Origin of the sequence: Rhizobium acidisoli (assembly GCF_002531755.2) — a bacterium.
GTDB lineage: Bacteria > Pseudomonadota > Alphaproteobacteria > Rhizobiales > Rhizobiaceae > Rhizobium > Rhizobium acidisoli.
The window spans coordinates 1563596-1582093 of record NZ_CP034998.1; the positions used below are offsets into that span (position 1 = coordinate 1563596).

Annotated in this window: 18 protein-coding genes and 4 tRNA genes; 9 read left to right on the plus strand and 13 right to left on the minus strand. The window is 60.9% G+C overall.

What is annotated here, in order from left to right; translation table 11 throughout:
- Window positions 1-5: 5 nt before the first annotated feature.
- The 4 genes from accC to CO657_RS07820 all read right to left on the minus strand — a co-directional run bounded on the left by accC (window position 6) and on the right by CO657_RS07820 (window position 3216).
- Window positions 6-1361: an acetyl-CoA carboxylase biotin carboxylase subunit gene (accC, locus tag CO657_RS07805; RefSeq protein ID WP_172643239.1), complete on the minus strand. Its 1356-nt coding sequence runs from the start codon at window positions 1359-1361 to the stop codon at window positions 6-8.
- Window positions 1362-1365: 4 nt separating this feature from the next.
- Window positions 1366-1839, minus strand: coding sequence for an acetyl-CoA carboxylase biotin carboxyl carrier protein (gene accB, locus CO657_RS07810; RefSeq protein WP_003586892.1), 474 nt, complete (start codon window positions 1837-1839; stop codon window positions 1366-1368).
- A 20-nt stretch (window positions 1840-1859) separates the two neighbouring features.
- The gene (aroQ, locus tag CO657_RS07815) at window positions 1860-2297 is read right to left on the minus strand and encodes a type II 3-dehydroquinate dehydratase (RefSeq protein WP_003578965.1); all 438 of its coding nucleotides are present in this window, start codon (window positions 2295-2297) and stop codon (window positions 1860-1862) included.
- Between the two features lie 160 nt (window positions 2298-2457).
- The gene (locus CO657_RS07820) at window positions 2458-3216 is read right to left on the minus strand and encodes a DsbA family protein (RefSeq protein ID WP_054183219.1); all 759 of its coding nucleotides are present in this window, start codon (window positions 3214-3216) and stop codon (window positions 2458-2460) included.
- A 210-nt stretch (window positions 3217-3426) separates the two neighbouring features.
- Between CO657_RS07820 and CO657_RS07825 the strand changes: the two genes are divergently transcribed.
- The gene (locus CO657_RS07825; protein ID WP_054183218.1) at window positions 3427-4584 is read left to right on the plus strand and encodes a pyridoxal phosphate-dependent aminotransferase; all 1158 of its coding nucleotides are present in this window, start codon (window positions 3427-3429) and stop codon (window positions 4582-4584) included.
- Between the two features lie 36 nt (window positions 4585-4620).
- On the opposite strand, the gene CO657_RS07830 is transcribed toward CO657_RS07825, so the two are convergent.
- Both CO657_RS07830 and CO657_RS07835 read right to left on the minus strand, forming a co-directional pair.
- The gene (locus tag CO657_RS07830) at window positions 4621-5961 is read right to left on the minus strand and encodes a DUF2778 domain-containing protein (protein ID WP_012557523.1); all 1341 of its coding nucleotides are present in this window, start codon (window positions 5959-5961) and stop codon (window positions 4621-4623) included.
- Between the two features lie 209 nt (window positions 5962-6170).
- On the minus strand, window positions 6171-8021 hold the full coding sequence (locus CO657_RS07835; RefSeq protein WP_245279824.1) for a PHA/PHB synthase family protein: 1851 nt from the start codon (window positions 8019-8021) through the stop codon (window positions 6171-6173).
- A gap of 146 nt (window positions 8022-8167) precedes the next feature.
- Between CO657_RS07835 and CO657_RS07840 the strand changes: the two genes are divergently transcribed.
- From CO657_RS07840 to recJ, 5 genes are all read left to right on the plus strand, one after another.
- Complete coding sequence (locus CO657_RS07840) at window positions 8168-8581, plus strand: hypothetical protein (protein WP_012557525.1); 414 nt, start codon at window positions 8168-8170, stop codon at window positions 8579-8581.
- A gap of 220 nt (window positions 8582-8801) precedes the next feature.
- Complete coding sequence (locus CO657_RS07845; protein WP_003586883.1) at window positions 8802-10019, plus strand: LL-diaminopimelate aminotransferase; 1218 nt, start codon at window positions 8802-8804, stop codon at window positions 10017-10019.
- A gap of 61 nt (window positions 10020-10080) precedes the next feature.
- A complete protein-coding gene (locus CO657_RS07850; protein WP_054183217.1) occupies window positions 10081-11406 on the plus strand; it encodes a homoserine dehydrogenase in 1326 nt (441 codons plus the stop codon).
- A 176-nt stretch (window positions 11407-11582) separates the two neighbouring features.
- Entirely contained in the window at window positions 11583-11828 is a 246-nt protein-coding gene (locus CO657_RS07855) for a hypothetical protein (protein WP_054183216.1), read from the plus strand.
- 80 nt (window positions 11829-11908) lie between these two features.
- Window positions 11909-13711 carry a single-stranded-DNA-specific exonuclease RecJ gene (gene recJ / locus CO657_RS07860; protein ID WP_054183215.1) on the plus strand — a complete coding sequence of 601 codons (1803 nt, stop codon included), beginning with the start codon at window positions 11909-11911 and terminating at the stop codon, window positions 13709-13711.
- A 48-nt stretch (window positions 13712-13759) separates the two neighbouring features.
- Here the strand turns inward: recJ and CO657_RS07865 are convergent.
- From CO657_RS07865 to gloA, 5 genes are all read right to left on the minus strand, one after another.
- Window positions 13760-13834 (minus strand) — tRNA-Glu (locus CO657_RS07865).
- 273 nt (window positions 13835-14107) lie between these two features.
- Window positions 14108-14182, minus strand: a tRNA-Glu gene (locus tag CO657_RS07870).
- 75 nt (window positions 14183-14257) lie between these two features.
- Window positions 14258-14332 (minus strand) — tRNA-Glu (locus tag CO657_RS07875).
- Between the two features lie 199 nt (window positions 14333-14531).
- Window positions 14532-15596, minus strand: coding sequence for a YcbK family protein (locus tag CO657_RS07880; protein WP_054183214.1), 1065 nt, complete (start codon window positions 15594-15596; stop codon window positions 14532-14534).
- 165 nt (window positions 15597-15761) lie between these two features.
- Window positions 15762-16202, minus strand: a complete 441-nt coding sequence (gloA, locus tag CO657_RS07885) for a lactoylglutathione lyase (RefSeq protein WP_054183213.1) — start codon at window positions 16200-16202, stop codon at window positions 15762-15764.
- A 194-nt stretch (window positions 16203-16396) separates the two neighbouring features.
- Here gloA and CO657_RS07890 point away from each other — a divergent pair, with 194 nt between their 5' ends.
- Window positions 16397-16975, plus strand: a complete 579-nt coding sequence (locus CO657_RS07890) for a cold-shock protein (RefSeq protein ID WP_003573434.1) — start codon at window positions 16397-16399, stop codon at window positions 16973-16975.
- Window position 16976: 1 nt separating this feature from the next.
- Window positions 16977-17465: a DUF192 domain-containing protein gene (locus CO657_RS07895; protein ID WP_054183212.1), complete on the plus strand. Its 489-nt coding sequence runs from the start codon at window positions 16977-16979 to the stop codon at window positions 17463-17465.
- Between the two features lie 32 nt (window positions 17466-17497).
- Here CO657_RS07895 and CO657_RS07900 read toward each other — a convergent pair.
- Both CO657_RS07900 and CO657_RS07905 read right to left on the minus strand, forming a co-directional pair.
- Window positions 17498-17574, minus strand: a tRNA-Arg gene (locus CO657_RS07900).
- A gap of 57 nt (window positions 17575-17631) precedes the next feature.
- Window positions 17632-17937 (minus strand): ETC complex I subunit, encoded by a 306-nt coding sequence (locus CO657_RS07905; RefSeq protein WP_054183211.1) that lies wholly within the window; start codon window positions 17935-17937, stop codon window positions 17632-17634.
- A gap of 105 nt (window positions 17938-18042) precedes the next feature.
- Between CO657_RS07905 and CO657_RS07910 the strand changes: the two genes are divergently transcribed.
- The gene (locus CO657_RS07910; protein ID WP_128715529.1) at window positions 18043-18375 is read left to right on the plus strand and encodes a hypothetical protein; all 333 of its coding nucleotides are present in this window, start codon (window positions 18043-18045) and stop codon (window positions 18373-18375) included.
- The last annotated feature ends 123 nt before the right edge of the window (window positions 18376-18498 follow it).

Below are 18498 nucleotides of genomic sequence, written 5' to 3' on the forward strand. Positions count from 1 at the left end.
CTGCCCTATGCCGCCGGTTCGTTGGCGAGGTAGTGTTCCAGCCAGTGGATGTCGTAATCGCCGTTGGCGATATCCTGGTTGGAGACGAGATCCTGGAAAAGCGGCAGCGTCGTATTGATGCCGTCGACGACAAATTCATCGAGCGCCCGGCGCAGGCGCATCATGCATTCGACGCGGGTGCGGCCGTGCACGATCAGCTTGCCGATGAGGCTGTCGTAATAGGGCGGGATCTTGTAGCCCTGATAGGCGCCGGAATCGATGCGCACGCCGAGACCGCCCGGTGCGTGGAAATGGGTGATGGTGCCGGGCGAGGGCACGAAAGTGCGCGGGTGCTCGGCATTGATGCGGCATTCGATGGCATGACCGGAAAAATGCACTTCATCCTGCGTCACCGAGAGACCGCCGCCGGAGGCGACGCGGATCTGCTCGTGCACCAGGTCGATGCCGGTGATCGCTTCCGTGATCGGATGCTCCACCTGCAGGCGGGTGTTCATTTCGATGAAATAGAACTCGCCGTTCTCGTAGAGGAATTCGATCGTGCCGGCGCCGCGATATTTCAGCTTCTTCATGGCGTCGGCGCAGACCTGGCCGATCTTCATGCGCTGCTCGACGTTGAGTGCCGGCGAATTCGCCTCTTCCCAGACCTTCTGATGGCGGCGCTGCAGCGAGCAGTCGCGCTCGCCGAGATGAATGGCGTTGCCTTCGCCGTCGCCGAATACCTGGATTTCGATGTGGCGCGGCTTGCCGAGATATTTTTCCATATAAACGGCATCGTTGCCGAAGGCGGCTGCCGCTTCGGTGCGCGCCGTCGACCAGGCCTCGATCAGGTCGGCCTCGCTCTTGGCAACCTTCATGCCACGTCCGCCACCGCCGGCCGTTGCCTTGATCAGCACCGGATAGCCGATTTCGGCGGCCGTCTTCAGCGCGTCCTCTTCGGTCTTTACTTCGCCGTCCGAGCCCGGAACGACGGGAATGCCGAGCTCCAGCGCCGTCGTCTTGGCGGTGATCTTGTCCCCCATGATGCGGATATGGTCCGCCGTCGGCCCGATGAAGGTGATGCCGTGGGCCTCGAGAATATCGGCGAACTTGGCATTCTCCGACAGAAAGCCGTAGCCCGGATGCACCGCATCGGCGCCGGTGATCTCGCAGGCGGCGACGATCTGGTGGATATTGAGATAGCTCTCGCGCGAGGAGGGCGGACCGATGCAGACGCTTTCGTCGGCAAGGCGCACATGCATGGCATCGGCGTCGGCGGTGGAATGAACCACGACGCAGGCGATGCCGAGCTCCTTGCAGGCCCGGAGCACGCGAAGGGCGATTTCCCCGCGATTGGCGATGAGAATTTTCGAAATCATGGGCATCGGCCTATTCGATGACGACGAGGGCTTGGCCGTATTCGACGGGATGTCCGTCATCGACGAGGATCTCGGTCACCTTGCCCGACTTCGGCGAAGGGATCTGGTTCATCGTCTTCATCGCTTCGATGATGATCAGCGTCTGGCCTTCCTTGACGGTCGCGCCGACTTCGATGAAGGCACGCGCACCGGGAGCCGGCGCCATATAGACCGTACCGACCATCGGTGCACTGACGACATTGGCGGGGTTGCGGGCGGGAGCTGCGGCCGGTGCAGCGCCTGCTGCTGCCGGAGCGGCGGCTGCGGGTGCGGCATAGGCGGGTGCTGCGATCGGCGCCTGGACATATTGCGGGGTGCCGGCGCGCGAAACGCGGATGCGCAGATCGTCCTGCTCGACCTCGATTTCGGTCAGATCGGTCTCGTTGAGGATATTGGCGAGATCGCGGATCAGTGCCTGATCGATACCCGATTTCTTTTCAACCATGGTGTTGCCCTGTCTTCTTCTTATGCCGTGATGTTCTTCAGCGCCTGGAGCGCCAGGATGTAGCTATGAGGCCCAAAACCGCAGATTACGCCCTTGCATGCCGGCGCGATCATCGATTTGTGGCGGAATTCTTCCCGTGCATGGACGTTGGATATGTGGAGCTCGATGACGGGAATGGAAATAGCGCGGATCGCATCGTGCAGCGCCACCGATGTATGCGTATAGGCGCCCGCATTGATGGCGACGCCGGCGGCTTTCTCGTCGGCCTCATGAAACCAGTCGACGAGCGTACCTTCGTGGTTGCTCTGGCGGAAGTCGATGTCGAAGCCCAGTTCGCGGCCGGCGGCTTTGCAGTCCGCTTCGATGTCCTTCAGCGTCTTGCCGCCGTAAATGCCGGGCTCGCGTTTGCCCAGCATGTTCAGGTTAGGGCCGTTCAGGACAAAAATCGTTTGCGTCATCGAATGTTCCGTAAAATGTACGACGGCAACCTATAGACTCCGCGAAGGCTGAATGAAAGCCCTTACGGATTGCCGACAGGAATCACGCCACATTTGTCCACATGGTTGAAACGCTTCGATTTTGGCGATTTGATGGGCAGCCGTCCGGCGGCCGACGTGCTCAGCAGGCAGTCTTGCCGCAGCTGCGCATATTCTTGACCTTGGCTTCGAGATCGTCGAACCCAACGGCGCCCGGCACCAGTTCGGTGCCGATCACATAGGAGGGCGTGCCGCTGATGCCGAGACTGGAGGCGAGCTGGTAGGTCGCCTGGACGATGCCGTCATTCGGGTTCTTTGCCATCTCGGCGCGGATCTTGTCCTCGCTGACGCCGAGCGAGGCGGCAACCGCGACCGCCGTTTCGTCGGAAGCGCGGCCTTCGCTGCCGAGCAGGGCGACATGGAAATCGGCATATTTTTCCGGCGCCAGCTTGCGGAAGGCGTCGGCCACCTTGTGGGCGGCGACCGAATCCGGGCCGAGGATCGGAAACTCCTTGAGCACGAAGCGGACGTTCTTGTCCTTCTTCAGCATCGCCTGCATGTCGGGAAGCGCGTGACGGCAGTAGCTGCAATTATAATCGAAGAACTCGACGACGGTGACATCGCCCTTGGGATTGCCGAGCGTGACGTCGTTCTTCGAATCGAAGATGTCGGTGGTGTTCTCTTCGATCGCCATATTGGCCTTCACCAGCCGCTGGGCTTCCTGCTTCTTTTGCAGCGCATCCTGGACATCGAGCATGATCTCGGGATTTTCGATCAGATATTGCTTGATGAATTCACCGAACTCCTTCTTCTGCTGGTCGTCGAGCGCTGCCGCCGGAAAGGGAAGGGCGATCGATGCGGCAAGCGCCAGTGCGGTGAAGGTTTTCGGAAGAAAGGCCATGATATCCTCGTCAACGGCGATGGGGTCGTCTCCTGAGCGAGAAGACCGTCGCCGGGTTAATGGACTTGAATGCGTCGCGTCAAGGTACGGCGCGTTGCGTTCCGCTCAAACAGGAATTTTCACCCCCGCGCGGCCCTCGCGGGATTGTGATGAGCCGATTAATGCGGCAATTGTCGGGCCATCATTGCAGAAGCCGAGCGAGAAGCGATCTTGTTTTCCATATCGAAACGCAGCGAAGTCGAGCCTTTTCATGCCATGGACGTGCTGGCGGAGGCGACCAAACGGCGCGCAGCCGGCCATCCGGTGATTTCGATGGCGGTCGGCCAGCCCTCGCATCCGGCCCCCCAGGCAGCCCTCGAAGCAGCGCGCACTGCCCTTGCCGAAGGCCGGATCGGTTATACCGATGCACTTGGGACGGCACGGCTGAAATCCACGCTTGCCCAGCATTACAAAGATCGCCACGGGCTGGAAATCGATCCCACGCGGATCGCCATCACCACCGGTTCCTCGGCGGGCTTCAATCTCGCCTTCCTGTCGCTCTTCGATGCCGGCGATGCGGTGGCGATCGCAAGACCCGGTTATCCAGCCTATCGCAATATCCTCGGCGCGCTGGGCCTGAACGTTCTCGAAGTGCCGGTAACCGCCGAGACCCACTTCACGCTGACCCCCGAGAGCCTCGAGGCAGTGCAGAAGCAAAGCGGCGTGAGGCTGAAGGGCGTGCTGCTGGCAAGCCCCGCCAACCCGACCGGCACGGTGACCGGCCGCGATGGGCTGAAGGCGCTTGCGGATTACTGCGCGGCCCATTCCATCGCCTTCATCTCCGACGAAATCTACCACGGGCTGACCTTCGCTGGCGAAGAGGCGAGCGCGCTGGAGCTGACCGGCGAGGCGATCGTCATCAACTCCTTCTCCAAATATTATTGCATGACCGGCTGGCGAATCGGCTGGATGGTGCTGCCGGAACGCCTGGTGCGGCCGATCGAGCGGGTGGCGCAGAGCCTCTATATCTCCCCGCCCGAACTCTCGCAGATCGCCGCGGTGGCCGCGCTCGGCGCCGGCGCCGAACTCGACCGCTACAAGGCAAGCTATGCCGCCAACCGCGACTTGCTGATGAAGCGCCTGCCGCAGATCGGCCTGTCGATCGCCTCGCCGATGGACGGCGCCTTCTACGCCTATCTCGACGTCACCCGCTTCACCAATGACAGCATGGGTTTTGCCAAGCGCATGCTCGCGGAAATCGACGTCGCCGCAACACCCGGTCTCGACTTCGATCCGCTGGAGGGACATCGAACCTTGCGTCTGTCTTATGCGGGCTCGCAAGCCGAGATCGCCGAGGCGGTGGAGCGAATCGCAGCCTGGTTGAAGTAGCGCAGGCAGGCCAGCGGCTGCCTGCTCTCCTATCGCTTAACTGCGCGATGAAAACAACGAGGCGAGCGTCGAAGACGGCTTGTTGTTCAGCCGCGGCACGACCACGAGCTGCCTGATGTCGCCGCGCTTATAGGCCGCGAGGAAGCGCTTGTAGTCCTTGAAGGAGACGCAGCCGTTGGAATCGCCGTTCTTGCCGAGCATGTAGGTGTGGGCGAGCAGACCGACACGGTCATAGATGGCGTCCGAGCCCTGGAGCGGCGTCAGCCGCAACGCCTCGACACCATGGAAAAGGCTTTCGCGTATGGTGAGGGCGTAGGTATGCGGCGGCGTCGGCCCGCGCATCTTCTTGTCGACGTAACGCGGGTTGTCGCGCATCTTGCCGAGACCGGAATGAGCTTCCAGCCTCTCGCCGTTCGGCAGATAGACCGTGCTGTTTTCGATGTCGTAGATGGCGACGCCGGCGCGCAGTTTCGGCGAGAAGACGGGCTTGTCGTAGCGCGGCACTGCATCGTCCTGGTCGTCCTCGATCGGCGAGTTCGGCTGGGCATAGGCAAGGGCGGGCTCGCCGGCGCGCTGCGACCCCTTGGCGGCCGGTGCCGGCTTGCCGATAAGGCCGTCGGGACGCGCCATCGGCAGCGGCACGGAACCGGCATCCGGCGCCAGAACGAGATCGAAAGGCTGTTGGTCTTCGGCCGCGGCAATTTCTACCGGCGCAGATTTTTCCTGCGGCAGTGACGCTGTCTTGAGGGCGGGCGCGGGCGGCTCGACCGGGGCCGGCGCAATCTGCTGCGGTCCGGCATCGGCAAGCGCCAGCAGGGCCGGGAGTTCGGCAGCGGCGACCGCCTCCTTCGAGGGAACGACGATCCGGTCGCTGTCGTCTTCTTCTACTGTCTCTGCCGAGGCAACCTCGACGGCCGGCGGCGTGACCACATCATCCTTGCGGAATTTGGCGCTTTCGGAAATCGCGGCTACCACGGGCTGCTCGGCAGCCATGACAAGCCGATTGTGTTTTGTAAGTGCTGCCAATGCCGTTGCGGCTGCACTGGTCTTCTGCGCATGCGCTTGGACGAGGTCGGCCGTCAGGGCGACGACCGGCTTGGCGTCGAAGGCGGCCAGCCGATCGGCCTTGCCGACATGGATCAGCCGTTCGTGCGTCGCCGGCTTGGGTTTCGGCGCCAATGCGACCTGGGTGAATCTTTCGGGCGGCGAAACGGGCGCGGCAACCGAATGCATCGTCGCCAAGGTCGTAATCAGCCATGTTGAGGTCAGAAATCCGGCGCCGACGACGCCGTAAAGAAAGCCACGAGATCTGCGCAAACGAAAAGCAGATCCGCCAAGAGGGGTGACGTCATCGAACGTCCCGACCGCAAACGCCATACTGAACTCGTCTTTCAAACTCGCTACGCAGGCCGGCGGCACTGACTGACTACACTTCGCCGGGGCCGGTAATGGCGCAAATGGGCCGAATTTAGACCACTCGCGACATCCGACTGTTTCGCAAGGATGACGAATTATGGTTTCTAATTTGTTTACGCGGTGTTGCGCTTTTTCACGACGTCTCAAAAAGAGATGCGTAGGATCTTCTTTCAGACGCGTTCCATCACGTAACTTCCGGGCGCTTCCTCGATCGCGTTCAGCGCATCGCCGCCCGGTTTGCGCGCCGCAACACGCCTGCCATCATGGGTCTCGATCCAGGCCCGCCAATGCGGCCACCATGATCCCGGCGTCTCGGTCGCCTGGTCGATCCAGGTTTCATACTCGCCCTTGGCCGGGCCGCCCGTCCAGAATTGATATTTCTTCTTGTCGGGCGGGTTGACCACGCCGGCGATATGTCCCGAGCCGGTGACAACGAATTCCACCTTGCCGCCAAAAAACTGGCTGCCGACGAAGACGGATTTGGCAGGGGCGATGTGGTCCTCGCGGGTGGCGAGATTATAGATCGGAATTTTCACGTCCTTCAGCGACACCGGCTTGCCGTCGAGGATCATCTCGTTGCGGGTCAGCGCGTTCCTGAGATAGCAGTTGCGCAAGTAGAAGGCATGGTTTGCCGCCGCCATGCGGGTCGAATCGGCATTCCAGAACAACAGGTCGAAGGGCAGGGGATCCTGGCCCTTGAGGTAGCTGTTGACGAAATAAGGCCAGATCAGCTCGGAAGCGCGCAGCATGTTGAAGGCCATCGACATCTTCGAGCCGTCGAGATAGCCGGTCGCCTGCATATGCTCTTCGAGCGCTGCGAGCTGCTCCTCGTCGACGAAAACCTTGAGATCGCCCGCATGGGTGAAATCGACCTGGGTGGTGAAGAGCGTCGCGGTTTTGATGCGCTTGTTCTTCTCCTTGGCGTGCAGTGCCAGCGTTGCCGCCAGAAGTGTACCGCCGACGCAGTAGCCGACGGCATTGACGTCCTTTTCGCCGGTCGCCTTCTCGATCGTCTCGAGCGCGAAATCGATGCCCTCGCGGGCATAGGCCGCCCAGTCCTTGTCGGCATGGCGCGCATCCGGGTTGACCCAGGAAATGACGAAGACGGTCTGACCCTGATCGACGCACCATTTGATGAAGGATTTCTGCGGGTTGAGGTCGAGAATATAGAATTTGTTGATCCAGGGCGGGCAGATCAGCAGCGGCCGCTTCAGCACCGTTTCGGTCGAAGCCTCATACTGGATGATCTGGCATATGTCGTTCTGAGCGATCACCTTGCCCGGCGTCAGCGCCATGTCGCGGCCGACGGCGAATTTCGTCATGTCGGTCTGGCGAAGGCGAAGATCGCCCTTTCCGGCAGCGATATCCTCGGCCAGCATCTTCATCCCGCGCACCAGGTTTTCGCCGCTGGTCGCGATCGTCTCGCGGTAGAGCTGAGGATTGGTGGCGACAAAATTGCTCGGCGAAAGTGCTGCCGTAATCTGCTTCACATAGAAGCCGGCCTTGTGCTTGGTGTGCTCGTCGAGGCCGTCGGTCTCCGACACCAGCTTCTCCGCCCAGTCGGTGGTGACGAAATAGACTTGGCGGAGAAAATCGAAGAACGGGTTCTTCTGCCAGTCTTCATCGGAGAAGCGCTTGTCCTTGCGGGTGTCCGGTTCCGGAGGCGAGGGCTCGCCCTGCATGCGCTGCATCGAGCGCATCCAGATGCCGAAGAAGGAGGACATCAGCTGCGTCTGCGCCTCGAAGGTGCGACGGGGATCGGCAATCCAGTATTCGGTGACCTTGGAAAGCGTCTTGACCATGTCGGTCATCGGATCGACGACGGTTTCGCTGATCTCACCGCGTTCGCGCGGCGCAAGCCACGCCGAGGCCGCCTGGCCGAGATTTTCGAGCGCCCGGGCGAAATTCATCGCCATCGCCTCGGGATCCTTCAACAGATAGGGATCGAGATCGGTCGCGTCGAAACCGGCCTTGCCGCCATTCTTCTGGCCGCCATTCTCCTGCTTGCTGTCGGTCACCATTTCCTCCGGCGGCAGCACTCTTTTTATCCAATCGTTGTACATCGTGATTGAACGAGAAAACAAGTTCCACCCGCGCAGGCTCATGCTATTGCTTTGTCGCTGCGACAAATTTAACAGTCGACGCAGTCAGAACTGGATTTTGAGGCATGACGAAGAACGGCATTCGGCGCATCGCAACCTTCAACCGCACCGCACTGATCTGCGCCGCGGCGGCGATTGCCCTTGCCGGATGCAATCTGACGGCGGAGCAGAAGGCCGCAGCCGCCGCCAAACGAGCGGCGCCAACCGCCGTTGTCATGCCGGCCACCAAGGGCGATGCGGTCGAAGGCGGCCTGGCAAAGTCGCCGGACGGCTATCCGAATTTCGGCGCCCCGCTGACGGCCGCCAATGTGCAGATGAGCGACGAACAGGCAGCCGAACTGCAGCATCAGCTGACCGCACTTGCCGCCCGGCGCAAGGCCGGCACGATCTCGGAAGCCGAATATCAGGCCAAGGCCGCTGAAATGCGCCGCCTCGCCGCCGAGCACGGCGCTGATACGCTCTCCGAAATCTCCAAATAGACCTTGCCTTTCAGGCAATTTGGACGCAAAGCCTTCCGGATGGATCGGAAGATAAGATTTTCCCGATAATGCGCTCTACGCGGCTTTTCCGTCAAAGATTTGCCGCGTGTGTTGGGTCTGATGAATACGGCGTTGCGATTCTGAAGTTCGTGTCGCAGCCGCCGGGAGACGGAACGAACTTCGACTGCGGCCCGAAAGCCGCCTTTCCATGGGGAATGAAATGGAAGAGTTTCACAAAGTCCGGCGTTTGCCGCCTTATGTTTTCGAACAGGTCAACCGTTTGAAAGCAAGCGCGCGAGCGGGCGGCGCCGATATCATCGATCTCGGCATGGGAAACCCCGACCTTCCCACTCCCCAGTCGATCGTCGACAAGCTGTGCGAGGTCGTGCAAGATCCGCGCACCCACCGCTATTCCTCCTCCAAGGGCATTCCGGGGCTGCGCCGCGCCCAGGCCGCCTATTATGCCCGCCGTTTCGGCGTCAAGCTCAACCCGGATACCCAGGTGGTCGCCACCTTGGGCTCCAAGGAAGGCTTCGCCAACATGGCGCAGGCGATCACCGCGCCCGGCGACGTCATCCTCTGCCCGAACCCGACCTATCCGATTCACGCCTTCGGCTTCCTGATGGCGGGCGGCGTGATCCGCTCCATGTCGGTGGAGCCGGACGAGAGCTTTTTCCCGCCGCTTGAGCGCGCGGTCCGGCATTCGATCCCGAAGCCCCTGGCGCTGATCCTTAACTACCCCTCGAACCCGACGGCCCTCGTCGCGACACTCGATTTCTACAAGGACGTCATCGCCTTCGCCAAGAAGCACGACATCATCGTGCTTTCCGACCTTGCCTATTCGGAGATCTATTTCGATGGCGCTCCGCCGCCGTCGGTTCTCGAAGTGCCGGGTGCAATCGATGTGACGGTCGAGTTCACCTCGATGTCGAAGACCTTCTCCATGCCCGGCTGGCGCATGGGCTTTGCCGTCGGCAACGAGCGGCTGATTGCGGCACTCACCCGCGTCAAGTCCTACCTCGACTACGGCGCCTTCACGCCGATCCAGGTGGCGGCGACGCATGCGCTGAACGGCGACGGCTCCGACATTGCTGAGGTTCGCAACGTCTACAAGCGCCGCCGCGACGTCATGGTCGAAAGCTTCGGCAAGGCCGGTTTCGACGTGCCGCCGCCGGCTGCCACCATGTTCGCCTGGGCGAAGATCCCGGAAAAGTTCCGTCATCTCGGTTCGCTTGAGTTTTCCAAGCTGCTGGTCGAGAAGGCCGACGTCGCCGTTGCCCCGGGCATCGGCTTCGGCGAGCAGGGCGACGACTACGTCCGTCTGGCGCTGGTCGAGAACGAACACCGCATCCGTCAGGCTGCGCGCAACATCAAGAAGTTCATGTCGACGGCAGACGAAACGATGCACAACGTCATTTCGCTGAACGCGCACCGTTAATCCAACTCTTAAGGCAGCCGCGTCCTGCGGCTGCCGCCACACAGACATTCAGGATCGATCCATGGCAGATGCCCTCAAAATCGGCATTGCGGGCTTGGGCACCGTTGGCGCCTCGCTAGTTCGCATCATTCAGCAGAAGAGCAACGAGCTTGCCGTCACCTGCGGGCGTCCGATCACCATCACGGCGGTCTCCGCGCGTGACAAAACGAGAGACCGCGGTATCGATCTTTCCGCTGTTACCTGGTTCGATCAGCCGGAAGATCTTGCCGAAAAGGGCGATATCGACGTCTTCGTCGAGCTGATGGGTGGCGCCGAAGGGGCTGCCAACACCTCCGTACGCGCTGCACTTAAGCGTGGTCTCCATGTGGTGACAGCCAACAAGGCGCTGCTTGCCTATCACGGCGTCGAGCTTGCGACGATTGCCGAGGAGAAAGGCGCGCTTCTAAACTTCGAGGCCGCGGTCGCCGGCGGCATCCCGGTCATCAAGGCGCTGCGCGAATCGCTGACCGGCAATGCCGTCTCGCGCATCTATGGCATCATGAACGGCACCTGCAATTACATCCTGACCAAGATGGAAAAGGAGGGGCTTTCCTTCGCCGAGTGCCTGAAGGAAGCCCAGCGGCTGGGTTATGCCGAGGCCGATCCGGCCTTCGATATCGAGGGCAACGACACGGCGCATAAGCTTTCCATCCTGACGACGCTCGCCTTCGGCAATCGCATCGCGGCCGACGATATCTATCTCGAAGGCATCACCAACATCTCGATCGAGGATATCCACGCCGCCGCCGAGCTCGGTTATCGCATCAAGCTCCTGGGCGTTGCCCAGCGCACCGACACCGGCATCGAGCAGCGCGTGCATCCGACCATGGTGCCTGTGGATTCAGTCATTGCCCAGGTCGATGGCGTCACCAATGCGGTCGCAATCGAATCCGACGTGCTCGGCGAACTGCTGATGGTCGGTCCCGGCGCCGGCGGCAATGCGACGGCCTCATCCGTACTGGGTGATATCGCCGATATCGCCAAGAGCCAGCCGGGCGCACAGCGCGTGCCGGTGCTCGGCCATCCCGCAAAGGCGCTGGAACCCTACCGCAAGGCGCAGATGCAGAGCCACGAGGGGGGCTACTTTATCCGCCTGACCGTGCTCGACCGCACCGGCGTCTTTGCCAGCGTTGCAACCCGCATGGCGGAAAACAACATCTCGCTGGAATCGATCGTCCAGCGCTCCAAGCAGCATCTTGCGCCGTCGCACCACCAGACGATCATTCTCGTCACCCATGCGACGATGGAAGAGTCGGTGCGCAAGGCGGTCGCCTCCATCAAGTCGGAAGGCTATCTCTTCGGCGAACCGCAGGTGATTCGCATCGAGCGGCCGAAAGAAGAAGCTTAAGCTTTTACAGCCGGCGAATATCAGCCGCCCTGTCTTGTCGAACTGCCAGTTCAACAAGACAGGGCGGTTTTTTTGTTGATCGTCCGGGCTCCCCTTACGGAAGTCTATATTAACAAATACCGAAATATTGATATAAATAAAACCATAGATGGTGAGTCGTCGGCGTGGAGAATTTCATGAGCAAGGACAGCCACGCCGGTAAGGGGTATGGCCGCCCGAGCGAGGTGCCGCCTGACCGTCCTGATATGCTTGGGGAAATTCTCAAGCCTGCCTACCGTGACATTCGCGACGAGGTCCCTGACGAGGCTGACGGCGATGAACACACGGAAGGCCGCAACTGGGCTATTCTGCTGACGCTGTTTTCCTTCCTGCTCGTGCAGCTTGCCGGCGTCGCCGCGATCATCTGGGCGGTGTTCTGGTAAAAATCCGTGTCTGTAAATCCATCGCTATGTTATCTCCGCTGCTTCTGTAGAAAGAGCAGATGAAGTCAGCGGAGTATGGCATGGCAGATCTCGTCGATCCGGTACAGCGCGCGTTTCTCGGCGTGGAGAAATCCGCGCTCGACAATCGCTGGGTGGCGCGGCTCGACCAGGCCGGGCAGAACCGGGCGCTGGCCATGTCGCAGATCCACGGCATGCCGGATCTGATCGCCCGCGTGCTGGCCGGGCGCGGCGTGACGGCGGACGAGGCAATCGAATTCCTCGATCCGACGATCCGCGGCCTGATGCCCGATCCCCATATTTTGACCGATTGCGAAAGGGCCGCCACCCGCCTGGTGAGCGCCATTGAGCGCGGCGAGAATGTCGCGATCTTCGGCGACTACGATGTCGACGGTGCGGCTTCCTCGGCGCTGATGTTTCGTTTCCTCACTCATTTCGGCGTCAAGGCGAACATCTATATTCCCGACCGGGTTTTCGAGGGTTACGGCCCCAATCCGGCGGCGATCAACCAGCTGATTGACAACGGCGCCCGGCTGATCGTCACGGTCGATTGCGGCTCGACCAGTCACGAGGCGCTGGCCGCCGCCGCCGCGCGCAATATCGATGTCGTCGTCATCGATCACCACCAGGTGACACATGAGCTGCCGCCCTGCCATGCGCTCGTCAATCCGAACCGTGAGGACGATCTGTCGGGGCAGGGGCATCTTTGCGCCGCCGGGGTGGTCTTCATGGTGCTGGTCGCCACACTGAGGCTGCTGCGGGCGGCTGGCAACAAGGGCATCCTGGCGCTCGACCTCTTGCAATGGCTGGATATCGTCGCACTGGCGACAGTCTGCGATGTCGTGCCGCTGAAGGGCCTCAACCGGGCCTATGTAGTGAAGGGGCTGGTCGCCGCCCGCCACCAGAGCAATGCCGGCCTCGCAGCGCTCTTCCGCAAGGCCGGGCTCGCCGGCCCGGTCACACCCTATCATTTCGGCTTCCTGATCGGCCCGCGCATCAATGCCGGTGGTCGGATCGGCGATGCCGCGCTCGGAAGCCGCCTGCTGACGCTCGATGACACCGGGGAGGCTGAAGTGATCGCCCAGCGCCTGGATGAACTCAACCGCGAGCGCCAGGCGATGGAGGCGATCATGCTGCAGAAGGCCGAGGCCGAAGCGCTCGCCGAATATGGCGACGGCGAGGGCGCCTCCGTCATCGTTACCGCCCATGAGAAATGGCATCCCGGCATCGTCGGACTGATCGCGGCGCGGCTGAAGGAGAAGTTCAAACGGCCGGCCTTTGCGATCGCCTTCGATCCCTCCGGCCGCGGCACCGGATCGGGCCGCTCCATCAACGGCTTCGACATGGGAAGGATGGTGCGCGCGGCGGTCGATGAAGGGTTGCTGATCAAGGGCGGCGGTCACGCCATGGCCGCGGGGCTGACGGTCGAGCGCGCCGATCTCGGCAGGCTGAGGACCTTCTTCACCGAGAGGTCGGCAAGAACCGTGGCGAATCTCGTCGCCAACGAGACCTTGAAGATCGACGGTGCGATCGGCGCCAGCGGCGCCACGCTCGAACTCATCGACCGCCTGGAGGCCGCCGGCCCCTATGGCTCCGGCCATGCCCAGCCGCTCTTTGCCGTGCCGGCGCATCGTGTGCGCGATGCACGGCTGGTCGGGGAGAAACATGTGAAGGTGACGATGGAGGCAATGGACGGATCGCGGCTCGACGGCATTGCCTTCCGCGCCGCCGATACGGCACTCGGCAATCTTCTCATCAATTCACGCGGCGCCAGCCTGCATGTTGCAGGCTCGCTCGGTGCCGAGCATTACCAGGGCGCCCGCCGCATCCAACTGCGTGTCTGCGATGCTGCGCCGGCAAAATAGAATAGCCGGGCAAAAAGAGTGATGCTGAGGAATTGTGATAGAAGAAAGTGGCACGCCCTAGGGGAGTCGAACCCCTCTTCCCAGAATGAAAATCTGGTGTCCTAACCGATAGACGAAGGGCGCTTCCTTCGTGGTGGCGCCCTTATAGTCAGCGCCTTCAAAAGCCGCAAGCGCCAAGACGCGAAAAAATCATCGTTTTCGCCGATTTATTTGTGGCTGTGGAAAACGCGGCGGGATGAGGCGATGCAGCCAAAACAGCGCGCTCGCCGATATAACCATCCAGCTCGACCGCCGAGAAAGTCTCCCTGAAAAAGCCATGAACTCTTGGCTGTGAGTCGCAGGGGTGGACATACAAGCGCCTGGGCAAACGGAACGCCCAGGCATTTGGGCCTGATGTGGTACGCCCTAGGGGAGTCGAACCCCTCTTTACAGAATGAGAATCTGTCGTCCTAACCGATAGACGAAGGGCGCAGGCCGGCCCCGTTAAAATAGGAGCGCGCGCAGACTTCTGCAAGCGGATGCAATGGCTTCTATATGGAGAGAAAGTGGCACGCCCTAGGGGAGTCGAACCCCTCTTCCCAGAATGAAAATCTGGTGTCCTAACCGATAGACGAAGGGCGCTTCCTTCGTGGTGGCGCCCTTATAGTCAGGCGTTATGAATCCCGCAAGCGGCAATTTCGGTTTTCTTTCAAAAAAATGACAGGAAATCCGAATGCGTTCGAAAAGCTGATTATCGAAGCTGAATCAACAGGCTGCCGGTTATCTGTTTAACAAGACGAGGCGGCACTTCCGTTACGTCATGCGAAAAACGCCGCCGCGGTCAGATCGCTCTTGCGGTCGCCATAGGCGCGCGTTTGCCGCCGCAGCCCCAGTTCCAGTCGCGGGTTTTGCCGGTATCGAGATGGACCGAATCTGTGTGGCAATAGGTGCCGACGCCACCGCGGTTCGGCAGCGAGCGGATATAGGCGGCGATCTCCCATTTCGTGACGCCGTCGATCTGAATGTCGGCCGCCTCGCAGCTTTTGTGCATCGATTCGTCGGCGCCGCCGACCAGGCGGTTATGCTCTTCGTCGCGATAGCCTGACGTGACGACAACAGGCCGGCCGAAATGGGTTTCCACCGTTTTGATCACGTTCAGCAGCTCGGGCTTGAAGCAGCCGATCTCGACCTTGTCGTTCTGGACATGCAGCCCGTTCGGCGCGATCCGCGTCATGCCGGGCAGCGACGCTTTTTGCAACAGGCCGGTGAGGCTGCCGAGCAGGTTCTGCTTCGGCGCGCTGTAGAGCGCATTCATCGTCGGGGCCGGATTGCCGTCTGCTGCCAGCGACGCCGTTTGGGCGGGCGCCAGCTGTGTGCTGCCATTCTGCGAGGATTGCTGCGGCAGCACCGGCTCCGCAGGCGGTTCTGTTACGTGTTGCTGGCTGTAGACGCTGCTTCTCGCGGGTGCTGCCCCCACCGGCGCATAGGCCTGCGGCTGAATGACGGTCGACGTGCTGTTGTTCTGCGGCGCCGGCTGGTGGTCGGAAAAGATGCTCATCGCTTGCGCGTTGATCCGGGTCGACTGCAGCACCAGCCCGCCAATATTGGCAGGCGCTGCCGCCGCCGGATCGGCGGGCGGGATAGGCGCATTCGGATCCGTTGCCAAGGCCTGGGGGGCGGCTTGAGCGCCGGAGACATTGACGAGCCGGGGATCCGTGTAGACCGAGCGTGGGGCAGGGCTTGCGGGTGCTGCCGCGGCAAGTTGCGGTGCGGCGGCCTGTGGTGCCGGAACGGCTGCGGCGGAATCGAGTGCCGTCTTGTCCGACGCGCAGCCGGACAGCGCCAGCACCGAAGTGGCGATCAGCAAAGCGCCCGTAAGCGACATCCGCATCTCAATGTTACGCAAGCGACAGTCTCCAGTTGATGCGGAAAATGGTCGAAAACCGCCATCTTCCGCGTCGAGTCGTCAGGAGATTGCCTGCAGGGCCGGATCGCGGCAAGCGTCGAGGCGCCGGCCGGACCCGAAATCGCAAAAGCCGCAAGCCTCGCAAAAGCCTTGCGGCGAAAAGCCTTACCAGGCGCCGGAATTGCCCATCGAGGCCCAGGGTTCGGCGGCGGCAAGCGGGCTGCCCTTTTGCAGGATTTCGATCGAAATGCCGTCGGGCGAACGCACGAAGGCCATGTTCCCATCGCGCGGCGGCCGGTTGATGGTGACGCCGTTGTCCATCAGATTCTGGCAGGTTGCGTAAATATCGTCGACCTCATAGGCGAGGTGGCCGAAATTGCGTCCTCCGCTATAATCTTCCGTGTCCCAGTTATAGGTAAGCTCGAGGCAGGGAGCCTTTTCGCTGCGCGCACGGTCGAGATCGTCGCGAGCAGCCAGGAAAACCAGGGTAAAGCGGCCCTTCTCGTTTTCGTGGCGGCGAATCTCCTCCAGCCCGAACAGCGTGGTGTAAAAGGCGAGTGAGGCGTCCAGGTCTTTGACGCGAACCATTGTATGGAGATAACGCATTCTATCTACTCCTTTATTGGGTCTGGCTTTTTCGGCGAGCTGAGGTCAGCTTCGGGCAAGTCATCGATATAAAATGTGCAGTTGGGAATAACCGAAAACTAGGACTTGCGCTTATCCGTTACCAAGATGTTAATCTTGATTTCAAGAATCAGTTAACCGTAACAGTGTGACGCGTATTCGAGGGGCTGGCGACTATGGCTGACAGGATTTCATCGAACGAATACTCCGACCTTGACGAGCTATCGGCAGAGGCGGTCGATCTTGTTGAAATCACCGGCGTCGTCAAGTGGTTCGACGTCGCTAAGGGTTTCGGCTTCATCGTGCCGGATAACGGCATGCAGGATGTTCTCCTGCATGTGACCTGCCTGCGCCGCGACGGTTACCAGACGATCCTCGAGGGAACGCGCATCGTCGCCCTCATCCAGCGTCGCGAACGTGGCTACCAGGCTTTCAAGATCCTTTCGATGGATCAGTCGACTGCTGTTCATCCCTCGCAGCTGCCGCCGGTGCGCACACATGTGCAGGTCACCGCGACGAGCGGCCTTGAGCGTGCGCTGGTCAAATGGTTCAACCGCACCAAGGGCTTCGGCTTCCTGACGCGCGGCGAGGGCACGGAAGACATCTTCGTGCACATGGAAACGCTCCGCCGCTTCGGCCTGACGGAACTGCGCCCCGGCCAGGTGGTGCTCGTCCGCTTCGGCGACGGCGAAAAGGGCCTGATGGCCGCGGAAATTCATCCCGACATTCCGAGCCCGGCCAGCCGGTCGCATTGACATGCGTGACACCGTCCTTCTACATGCGATCAAAAGCGCCATCCTGGCGCTTTTTTTCATGGTCGCGCTGCCGGCTTTCGCTGATGAGCAGGTCCGCTTCGACAAGGAGCCGCTGCTCATCCAGACCGCCGCGGGCAAGGTGCTGCATTTCACTGTCGAGATCGCCTCGACGCCGGATCAGCGCGCCTACGGGCTGATGTTTCGCAAGACGATGGCCGATGATGCCGGGATGATCTTCGATTTCGACGAGCCGAGGCGCGTCACCATGTGGATGGAAAACACCATCCTGCCGCTCGACATGCTTTTTGCCGACGACACCGGCACGATCCGCCACATCAAGGAAAACGCGACACCCTATTCGCGCGATATCATCGATTCGATGAGTCCGGTGAAATACGTCGTCGAACTCAATGCCGGCATCGCCGCCAAACTCGGGATCAAACCGGGCGACAGAATCGTCAGTGCCACGACGACGAAGAAGTCGAAGTGACGGGACCGGGCGGCTTCAGGTCATTGAATTTGTGGCGACCCCTGCAGGAATCGAACCTGCGACAACCTGCTTAGAAGGCAGGTGCTCTATCCAGCTGAGCTAAGGGGCCGTCTGGCGATCGCGTTCAGGGAGCGCGACCGGATGCGGCTGTTCTGGACGAGAAATCTCAATGCGTCCAGGGCTGCGTGCGGGTATAGCGGAAATTATCCGGATAGGCGACAACTTGGCGAACCGGATCCTTCGGCGCGATGACCCGGTATTCGATGCCGTTGCGCTGGGCATAGGCTTCGGCCAGTTCCCGTGTTTCGAAGGTGAGTTTCACCTGCTGGCGCGTATCGCCGGAGGAGGTGTAACCCATGATCGGATCGATCTTGCGCGGCGACTCCTGATCGAATTCAAGCACCCACAGATGGGTCTTGGCCTTGCCGGACTGCATGGCGGTCTTGGCTGGACGATAGATCTTGGCAGACATGACTGCGCGTCTCCGACTATGCGGGCAACACCCGCCTTTAATGGTCTCAATTCTCGTTGCCGAGGCTCTTGCTTCATCTTGAGAGATAGCGCGAAGAGATGAATTTTGCTTATCCGCGAATCCCCGCCTTATCAAGAAAAAAGGCGGCGTATGAAGCGTTGCCGGTATCATCGCGATGATAGGGCGATGCTGCGGAAACACGACACCGGCAGACAGGCCGATTGCGCAATATTACCGATCGTCTCATGTTGTGATCACAACCTGATTGCCGCGGCCAGCCCGCGGGACTATTTACGGCTCAGTCAATTTCAGTGGATTGCACGCATGATGAGACGTTCGGCGGAGTTCAATGCCATTGTGATCGGGGCCGGCATTACGGCTTTCTTCTACGTTGCCATTAGCTACGCTCAATATATCGGTCTGCTCGAACGCGGCTGAGGCAGCGCTCTCCTGACGTCCAATTGCGTCCGACGGCGCAGACGCGCGCCATGCAGCTTTTTCTAGAGACATTGACATATCAGGCGGGATTCTTCGACCCGCGCTGGATTTATGGGTTGCGAC

Coding starts and splice junctions, on each gene's coding strand:
- accC (WP_172643239.1), bottom strand. CDS start 1,361: ATGCCCATGATTTCGAAAATTCTCATCGCCAATCGCGGGGAAATCGCC.
- accB (WP_003586892.1), bottom strand. CDS start 1,839: ATGGTTGAAAAGAAATCGGGTATCGATCAGGCACTGATCCGCGATCTC.
- aroQ (WP_003578965.1), bottom strand. CDS start 2,297: ATGACGCAAACGATTTTTGTCCTGAACGGCCCTAACCTGAACATGCTG.
- CO657_RS07820 (WP_054183219.1), bottom strand. CDS start 3,216: ATGGCCTTTCTTCCGAAAACCTTCACCGCACTGGCGCTTGCCGCATCG.
- CO657_RS07830 (WP_012557523.1), bottom strand. CDS start 5,961: ATGGCGTTTGCGGTCGGGACGTTCGATGACGTCACCCCTCTTGGCGGA.
- CO657_RS07835 (WP_245279824.1), bottom strand. CDS start 8,021: ATGGTGACCGACAGCAAGCAGGAGAATGGCGGCCAGAAGAATGGCGGC.
- CO657_RS07840 (WP_012557525.1), top strand. CDS start 8,168: ATGACGAAGAACGGCATTCGGCGCATCGCAACCTTCAACCGCACCGCA.
- CO657_RS07845 (WP_003586883.1), top strand. CDS start 8,802: ATGGAAGAGTTTCACAAAGTCCGGCGTTTGCCGCCTTATGTTTTCGAA.
- CO657_RS07850 (WP_054183217.1), top strand. CDS start 10,081: ATGGCAGATGCCCTCAAAATCGGCATTGCGGGCTTGGGCACCGTTGGC.
- CO657_RS07855 (WP_054183216.1), top strand. CDS start 11,583: ATGAGCAAGGACAGCCACGCCGGTAAGGGGTATGGCCGCCCGAGCGAG.
- recJ (WP_054183215.1), top strand. CDS start 11,909: ATGGCAGATCTCGTCGATCCGGTACAGCGCGCGTTTCTCGGCGTGGAG.
- gloA (WP_054183213.1), bottom strand. CDS start 16,202: ATGCGTTATCTCCATACAATGGTTCGCGTCAAAGACCTGGACGCCTCA.
- CO657_RS07890 (WP_003573434.1), top strand. CDS start 16,397: ATGGCTGACAGGATTTCATCGAACGAATACTCCGACCTTGACGAGCTA.
- CO657_RS07895 (WP_054183212.1), top strand. CDS start 16,977: ATGCGTGACACCGTCCTTCTACATGCGATCAAAAGCGCCATCCTGGCG.
- CO657_RS07905 (WP_054183211.1), bottom strand. CDS start 17,937: ATGTCTGCCAAGATCTATCGTCCAGCCAAGACCGCCATGCAGTCCGGC.